This is a genomic window from Desulfurellaceae bacterium (genome assembly GCA_021296095.1).
Classification (GTDB): Bacteria; Desulfobacterota; Binatia; order Bin18; family Bin18; genus JAAXHF01.
In genome coordinates this window covers 2,933-6,053 of record JAGWBB010000161.1, presented here as the reverse complement: position 1 = coordinate 6,053, position 3,121 = coordinate 2,933, and the positions used below count along the sequence as shown (strand labels likewise).

Annotated in this window: 3 protein-coding genes; 1 reads left to right on the top strand and 2 read right to left on the bottom strand. The window is 65.9% G+C overall.

Going from position 1 to position 3,121, the window contains the following annotated elements; translation table 11 throughout:
- Positions 1–138: 138 nt before the first annotated feature.
- Together J4F42_22140 and J4F42_22135 are read right to left on the bottom strand one after the other, a co-directional pair.
- Entirely contained in the window at positions 139–1,356 is a 1,218-nt protein-coding gene (locus J4F42_22140; GenBank protein ID MCE2488224.1) for an aminotransferase class V-fold PLP-dependent enzyme, read from the bottom strand.
- 43 nt (positions 1,357–1,399) lie between these two features.
- The gene (locus J4F42_22135) at positions 1,400–1,915 is read right to left on the bottom strand and encodes a hypothetical protein (GenBank protein MCE2488223.1); all 516 of its coding nucleotides are present in this window, start codon (positions 1,913–1,915) and stop codon (positions 1,400–1,402) included.
- A gap of 123 nt (positions 1,916–2,038) precedes the next feature.
- Here J4F42_22135 and J4F42_22130 point away from each other — a divergent pair, with 123 nt between their 5' ends.
- The gene (locus tag J4F42_22130) at positions 2,039–2,992 is read left to right on the top strand and encodes a tetratricopeptide repeat protein (GenBank protein ID MCE2488222.1); all 954 of its coding nucleotides are present in this window, start codon (positions 2,039–2,041) and stop codon (positions 2,990–2,992) included.
- Positions 2,993–3,121: the final 129 nt, after the last annotated feature.

Genomic DNA, 3,121 nt, shown 5'->3' with positions numbered 1-3,121 from the left:
TCGGCTACGGCGACTGTTTTGCCGTGCGCTTGGGCCAGGCGGGCGTAGATGCCGCCGACAGAGCCGTTGACGGCGATCAGCGTACCGGCCGCGTCAAAGAAGACCGCTTCGATTCGGGTCATGGCCAGAGCCGTATTCTCACAGCCGCTTCAGCTGCTCATCCAAGGCTGCCAGCAGGGCCTCAAGATCGGCCCGCTCGGTGTAGTAGTGGATCGAGATACGCAGGCCGCCAATCCCCGAGCAGTAGCGGACGGTCGGATAGATCCGCTGGGCCTGGAGGGCCTGGTCGAGCTGATGGACGCGTTCGGCCTCGGCAAAGGGTTCGCAGGTGACAATGCCGGACCGCAGGTGCGCCTCACGTGGCGTCCAGACCCGAATGCCGCGTCGGCTCAACTCCTCGATCAGAAAGTCGCCCAGGCCGAGGATATGGTCGAGCAGCGCGTCCCGGTCGAGTCGATTCACATACGCCAGGGAGGCGGCCAGGCCGGCCGTGCCCAGCATCTTGGGCATGCCGTGGATTTCAAACCGGCGGGCGTCCGGCGCCAGGGGCAGGGACACAAACGGGGTCAGGCCCGGGTCGCCCAGGTACTTGACCCAGCCGCCGGGCGGCTCGTCATAGGCAAACAGGCCGTGCGCCAGGCCGGGCTGCAATGTGTCGTGGACCCGCTGGGAGATGTACAGCAGGCCGGTGCCAAAGGGGGCGTTCAGCCACTTCTGGCCGCCGGCCGCCAAAAAATCGACCCGCAGCCCGGACAGGTCGAGCGGAACCGCCCCGAGCTGCTGGATGGCATCAACGACCAGGAAGCAGCCCCGCTCTTCGGCCAGCTGAGAAAAGGCGGCCAGATCCGTTCGCAGGCCGTTGATCCACTGGACCGAGCTGACCAGCATGAGCCGGGTGCGGTGATCGACCAGGGCGGCGTAGTCATCGACGCTGACGACGCCCCCGGTGTGGCGGGCGACGCGGACCTCGACCTGGCTGCGCTGCTGGGGGTGGGCGGCGCTGATCGCGACCTGCGGATACTCCAGGTCACACAGCACGATGTTATCGCCCGGCTGAAAGGGCAGGGCGGCCAGGGCGATATTCAGTCCCATGGTCGTATCGTCGATAAACGCGATTTCCGGGGGGCTGACGCCGAGCAGTTGGGCGGCCTCGTTTTTCGCGCTGGCGGCCGCCTCGCCCAGAGCCTGGTAGTAGGCGCCATAGCCCAGCTGAGCCGGGCCCTGGCCCAGCAGCCCGCACACCCCTTGGACGGCGTCGAGGGCCGAGCGGGGCGGCAGGCCGACGCCTGCGGTATTCAGGTAGACTTGCTGCGAGGTGCCCGGAAAATCCGCCTTAATGGCCGTGACGTCAAGCATGGCGCTCCTGTGGACGGACGACGGCCGAGCCGCCTCCGCCGGCCTAGTGGTACAACACGCCTTCTTCCGAAGAAGACCGAATTTCGTTCAGCAAGCGGTCGATAGCGACACGGGTCAGCTGTTGATTTTTTTTGAGACGCTCCTGGCTGTCCCGGAGCTGCTCGGTGTCTCTGCGTTTGCGCGCCCGAAAGTAGTCGAGCTGAATCTCGAGGCGCTCGGCCAGCAGACGGTCTACCACCGCCAGGGACGGCAGATGGGTGACGCTTTTGCCCATCTCGTCGGCAATGGTCAGCAGACGGCTCAGCAGACCGCTGTGGTAATTGGCAATATCGGACAACAGCTCGGCATCGCGGCGGACCGGACGGAGAAAAAACGCCTCGCCAAACAGCCGGACGGCTCCGGCAAAGTCGCCCTGCTCAATCAAGGCGTCGCCCTGGCCGCAGCGCAGCCCCGAGCGCCGAAAGGCGGCCCGCTCAAGAACTCCTCCAAACACGGCCCGGAAGGCGGCCAGCAGTACCAGCACGAGCGGCACGAGCAGGCCAAGGCCAAGCACGAGCATGCCAAGGCTGAGCAGCAGGGGGCGGCATAGACATGAGCCTCGCCTCGAACACAATCACAGCTGGCCAAGCCGAACAAGCCCCCGCTTTGGACTCTCGCGCCTGTTGTATTATGATGGGCGCTTATGCCACGCACCACAACACGGCTGATAGGCGCAAACCTGCTGCTCGCCGCTCTCACCCTGGGCAGTCTACCGGTCGCGGCCCAGCCTTTTCCTCCGCCCGGTCTGTCGTCTCACCCGAATGCCGCCGTCCAGGAGCACATGCGGCGCGGCAACGACGCCATGAGCCGGGGCCACTGGGAGGCCGCTGTCGATGCCTATACCAAGGCCCTGCGAATCGACCCCGAGCTGGTCGAAGCGCAGACCAACATGGGTATGGCGTACTATTTCCACCGCAACATCCCTGCGGCCGTGAGCGCTCTTGAGCAGGCCCTGGACATGCAGCCGGACCGGATTGATGCCGCCCACGGGCTGGGTCTGGCCCTGTATGACGGGGGGGATCTTGACGGCGCGATTGAAGCCTTTCGCAAGGCCACCCGGCTGAACGCCCAGGCGTATTACAACCTCGGCAACGCCCTGGAACAACGCGGCGACATCGAGCGCGCGCGGGACGCCTACCGCCACTATCTGGAAACACGCCCGTCCGGCGCCGAAGCCGCCGCCCTGCGCCAGGCTCTCGAATCCGGTACCAGTCCGACACCGGCCGCAGGCTCGGCTCAGGATCATTTTCAGCGCGGCGTCGACCTGCTGGCTCAGAACGACGCCCCAGCTGCGGGCTCGGCCTTTCTGACGGCCATGCGCCTCAAGCCGAATTATGTCGAGGCCTGCAACATGCTCGGCCAGGCCTTCCGCCTGCAGGGTAAGCTCAGCGAAGCCATGGGCGGGTATATGATGGCCCTGCGCCTGGACCCCAACTTTGGCGCGGTCCACCGCAACCTGGGGCAGGCGTTTGAGGAGACCGGCAACCCTCAGGCAGCCGCCCAGGCCTATGACCGGTATCTGGTCCTGGTGCCCGGAGCCGACGACGCGGCCGAGATTCGGGACAAGATCGCGGTGCTGCGCCGCCAGCCTCGCTAAGAGTGAGTCTCACCCCACTTGGCCCTTGTGCCCGACTGGACGAGCGGTTAAGCTCGCGCCGAGGAGAGCCACGGTCATGCGGACGATTTTGTCAAAGACGGGTGTGTCAGACCCCCCGTGCTCAGCCGC